At 43.6% G+C, this 4,466-nt stretch carries 4 protein-coding genes; all 4 read right to left on the reverse strand.

Annotated features, from left to right (window positions below; genetic code table 11):
* Window positions 1–186: 186 nt before the first annotated feature.
* Window positions 187–1,809, reverse strand: a complete 1,623-nt coding sequence (locus tag AC1DUA_RS25035) for a GGDEF domain-containing protein (protein WP_477502345.1) — start codon at window positions 1,807–1,809, stop codon at window positions 187–189.
* 80 nt (window positions 1,810–1,889) lie between these two features.
* On the reverse strand, window positions 1,890–3,128 hold the full coding sequence (locus AC1DUA_RS25040; protein ID WP_477502346.1) for a TolB family protein: 1,239 nt from the start codon (window positions 3,126–3,128) through the stop codon (window positions 1,890–1,892).
* A gap of 132 nt (window positions 3,129–3,260) precedes the next feature.
* On the reverse strand, window positions 3,261–3,716 hold the full coding sequence (locus AC1DUA_RS25045; RefSeq protein WP_477502347.1) for a CBO0543 family protein: 456 nt from the start codon (window positions 3,714–3,716) through the stop codon (window positions 3,261–3,263).
* A 92-nt stretch (window positions 3,717–3,808) separates the two neighbouring features.
* Window positions 3,809–4,466: bifunctional 5,10-methylenetetrahydrofolate dehydrogenase/5,10-methenyltetrahydrofolate cyclohydrolase (locus AC1DUA_RS25050; RefSeq protein WP_477502348.1), on the reverse strand; the 658-nt coding region annotated here is incomplete at its 5' end.

The raw sequence follows: 4,466 nt of genomic DNA on the forward strand, positions 1-4,466 counted from the left end.
TTGTTGAACACATGAAATTTTTGTAAACTATTCCTTAATTAATAACGTGAAGTTTCGTACGCACAAGATCAGAATTCAGCCTATAATTTTCCATTACATACAGTGAATAATACAAAAAAGGCTGCTCACGAGGTAAAATACCCTGTGAGACAACCTCTTTTAAAAATTCTACGCCATCTAATTTCCTCAATTACCCGCTATAGAAATCGCATTCTTCCCGCTCCTCTTCACCTCATACATTGCCTCGTCTGCCTTTTGCAGCAAACCTGTGAGATCCAAAGCATGATCGGCGAATAGACTCACACCAGCGCTGAAAGAAACTGGAATCACCCTTTGATTGATACGAAAAGGATGAACAGACAGTGGAAATAAGCGCGAATGTGCTTCCTGGTCCACCTGCATTTGAGCCGCCGAATCGAAAGGCATGAGCAGGACAAATTCATCCCCGCCAATTCTTCCGGCAATATCTCCTGGCTTTGCGTGCAGTTCCAGTAAAGCGGCAATATGCTTTAGATAGTCATCACCAATCAGATGACCATAGGTATCGTTCACTGTTTTAAAGTTATCCAAGTCTATTAATATGAGTGCGAACGGCTCGCTTGCAGCGATTTTACGATTCGCATGTTCATGCACGGCGGCCCGATTCAAGAGACCAGTCAGCGGATCATGATAAGCCAAATGGCGATATTTCCTTTCGGATTCAATCAACTGGCGTTCCGTGGCTTTAAGGGAAGTGATATCCGTCAAATTCAGGACGACCAATCCCTCCTCTGCCCCGTCAATATTCTCCATGCTGACAATCATATCCAGCTGCGCTTGACCTTGAATTTTCAGCTTCATTTCCCAATTTAATTCGTTCGTTTGCTTCATCTGAAGCTCATCCCATCTATCTTCGAAACTCGTATCATCGTCAAAAGATAGACTTGATATCACATCGATCCGATCCATGCCATTCGCTGGTAAGCCAAATAAATTCTCCGCGCGCGGATTCATTTCTTTGACATTTCCCTGCCTATCCAGCAGGAAAATAGCGGTCGGAGCCGATTGGAACAAGGTGTGAAACAGGTCGCGGTAACTAGGCAAAAAATCGTATTTCGTTATGAGCCTTCTAAGCGACACAACCCATAGAAGGGTTCCGGAAAAATAAAGAGCAATGGCATTCGAACTCGTAATAAATGCTAGAGATAGGAGGAAAGTCACGATAAGAATCCAGCCAAAGAGCGATAGTAACCCTGCCAAAAGCCTCACGAGCATTTTTTTACGTTTCAAATGATGGGTAGTCAACCAGGCAATTAACAAAATGCCTATGGATAAAAGGATGTAAGTTCCTACAAAAAAGACTGCTAAACCAAGCATAAGCGGACTTAAAGGACTAGGTCCATCCTCTCTTGGCTGGTAAAGTTGCTGAGGGCCATAGTGCAGCAGCATCAGCGCCAACGAAAGCAGTGGTGTTATGTATATCCATAAGACAAACTGTCTTATTTTCGAACTCGTCATACCAGCAACAAGCACACTAAGATGCACAAGGTTGCTGATCGTTAATAGCAGCATTGGAGCATTCCAAAAGAGTACGATCAGGCTTTCATACTGCGGGAAAAGCGCTGTTTTGATATATTCTCCTAGAAAATAAAAGAGCAATGAGAACATCAGCAGCGAGGCTACACGGTTCACCAAGCTTTGTTTATTCCGGGCATACATAGAAATAGCCATATAAAAAAACATATAGGATGGCAATAAAATCGTTAGAAAATCAAGCGATATTTCGTTCATCTGGGAGTCCTTTTCATGAGGATTAACACGATCATTCATCGTTTAATGTTATTCCAAATCTCTTAAAAACACAACAACCCGAACGCTAGAAAAGCGAACGGGCTGCAGGTGAGTTGACACTATCGATGAGGATCATACCAAGCCAAAACCGAGCTCCAGTAACTCCATCCATAATAAGGCGCGCCAACATCCAACTGAGGGATGCAGATCTCCGCATTGCTTCCATCTGGATTCGAACTCCACACTTCCGCATGTTTTCCATCGGACCGAATCCACGTCAGTTTATTGCTCTTCCTAAGCAGGTACGGCCCGAAATCTCCGTTTTTTTCCGGTGGAAAAGTAACCTGCTTTTGCTCTTTATTTGAAATGCTCACCTGATACAAAGAGGGAAGCGGCCAAGCGCCGTCCTCCTTGGATTCCTTTGACCTTGAAACAATAATCATTCGGTCATTTTCCCATGTAAAATCACGATCAGCGAATCCTTGCGGCGTAAAGGAAGGTGGCTTCATAGTAGGTAGATCCTTGAGCTTCAAATGTTTATTCTGCACGACTACTCGGCCTTCCCCTGCAATATAAGCAAGTCTTGCTTTCGTAGGCGACCACGCAAACCACTGCGGGTAATGCAGCATATTATCCAGCTGCTGAAACTGGTTGCCATCCGAAGACAACACGCATAATGCATTGCCGTCAGCCGACATAGATGCTGTTGGATTCGCGGTGAATGAGATCCATTTCTTATCAGTTGACCATTTAAATATGCTTGTGCCGACAGCGAAAAAGCTAGGTGATTCCGTAGGAAGCGTATAAAAATGCTTGCTCTTACTGGGGTCCATTTTGGCATCTGCCGGAACCATATACAATTCTACATTCGTCCACCCGGACGGCCGCAGCTGAGCAGGTGAAGATACTAGAAATCCGTTGCCATCAGGTAGCCACGAGTAGTTATCCACACCTAGAGTTACGTTCTTAAAGGGATCGACTTTATCTCGGCTCACCCTTGCGGTATTCAAAACGCCATCTATTTTAAAAGCAAGATCATTTTTATAGGGAGACCACTGATAATTGTCACCGCCTGGATACACCCGGTTATGCTTTCTCATCTCCAAGCTGTACACCCATATCTCATGCTGCTGATCTCCAAGGGCAAGCGAGTAAGCAATGAACTTACCATCTGACGACCATTTGGGCTCGGTTACCTTTTGATTTTGAGTTACTTGCTGCTCTTTGTTGTCCTTTTTGACCCATAGATCGCCGCCGCGTACAAACGCAGCTTGTATGGACTGCTTTGGTTCCGCAAATCCGACATTACACCATAAGAGTGAAATCATCAGGCTGAATAATATAACCTTTCTTATCATTTGTTACCCCCTCTTCAAGTGTTACAGGAGTATTTTTAGCATGTTGATCCAAATTATTCCTGAAAAGATCGTAACAAAAAAACTCTTAACAACTCCCCCTGACCACAGGCCCGAAGAGCAATTAAGAGTTTTTCATTTGAAATAACCGTATCTTACCAAAAGCCTGTAATACAAATAAACTAGACTATAAGCAAGCATATAAGATACAAGGGTCCAACCTATATTCCAGTGATTGCCGTATTCTACTTTCCCAAAAATAAGAGCCAAGTATTCCAGCGCAGTCGTAGCTAGGCAAAAACAGCCTATTTTCAGAAATGTATGCCGATTACTTTTTCTGATCCAATAAATCATATAACCTGCCATAACGGGATAAAGCCCTAGATCAAGCGGAAGTGCCGAAAGTGTCTCGTCATTTTCAATCCGTGGTGTAAAGTCCCAGAATTCCAAATGATACCCTGTATCATTGATTAATCCAGATATGGTGACCGTAATTGGAAAGATAAGAAATACGATAATGCGAGACTTCCTATACAGAAAGATGCCAAATACCCAGGGGACCAAACATCCTACAATAATGTTAAATAACATGATTTTCACCTCTTTACTCTAGATCCCCTAGTATGACCCGTTGTTGGTGAAAATATGATATTTACAAACGTGCAGGCACGGCTGCTCTAGTCTTACCGTCTGCTTGCTGCTTGTTCTGCGGCATCGACCGTATGTTTAAGCAAGGTTGCAATGGTCACTGGACCAACCCCGGCTGGAACCGGTGTAATGGCCGAAGCCACCTTCACACAAGCCTCGTAGTCAACATCCCCGATGTTGCCAGGATTGTAACCCGCGTCCAAAACAATCGCACCTGATTTCAGCCAATCGCCTTGAACAAATTGCGGTTTACCCACTGCAGCAACGACAATATCTCCTAGACGTACGATATCGGCTAAATTCGCTGTTTTCGAGTGGCACGTCGTAACTGTCGCGTTCTTATTTAGAAGCATCATAGAAACAGGTTTACCGAGAATTGGACTTCTTCCAATGACAACTGCGTGTTTGCCTTCTACAGGAATTTGATAATAGTCCAAAATGGCAATTATAGCTGCTGGCGTACAGGACGGGAACTCAGCAAATCCAAAGGCATTCTGAGCAAATCCCAATGTAGTTACTCCATCAACATCTTTATCGATATGAATCGCCTCAAAAGCAGCCCTTTCATCGATCTGCTTCGGAACTGGGTGCTGCAGCAGTATACCATGCACGTTATTGTCTTCATTAAGTTTGTTAATAGCCGCAATTAACTCTTCCGTTGTCGTATGTTCAGGAAGAACAACACGAATAGAT

The organism is Paenibacillus sp. 01T422 (genome assembly GCF_056398785.1).

Coding starts and splice junctions, on each gene's coding strand:
- AC1DUA_RS25035 (WP_477502345.1), bottom strand. CDS start 1,809: ATGAATGATCGTGTTAATCCTCATGAAAAGGACTCCCAGATGAACGAA.
- AC1DUA_RS25040 (WP_477502346.1), bottom strand. CDS start 3,128: ATGATAAGAAAGGTTATATTATTCAGCCTGATGATTTCACTCTTATGG.
- AC1DUA_RS25045 (WP_477502347.1), bottom strand. CDS start 3,716: ATGTTATTTAACATTATTGTAGGATGTTTGGTCCCCTGGGTATTTGGC.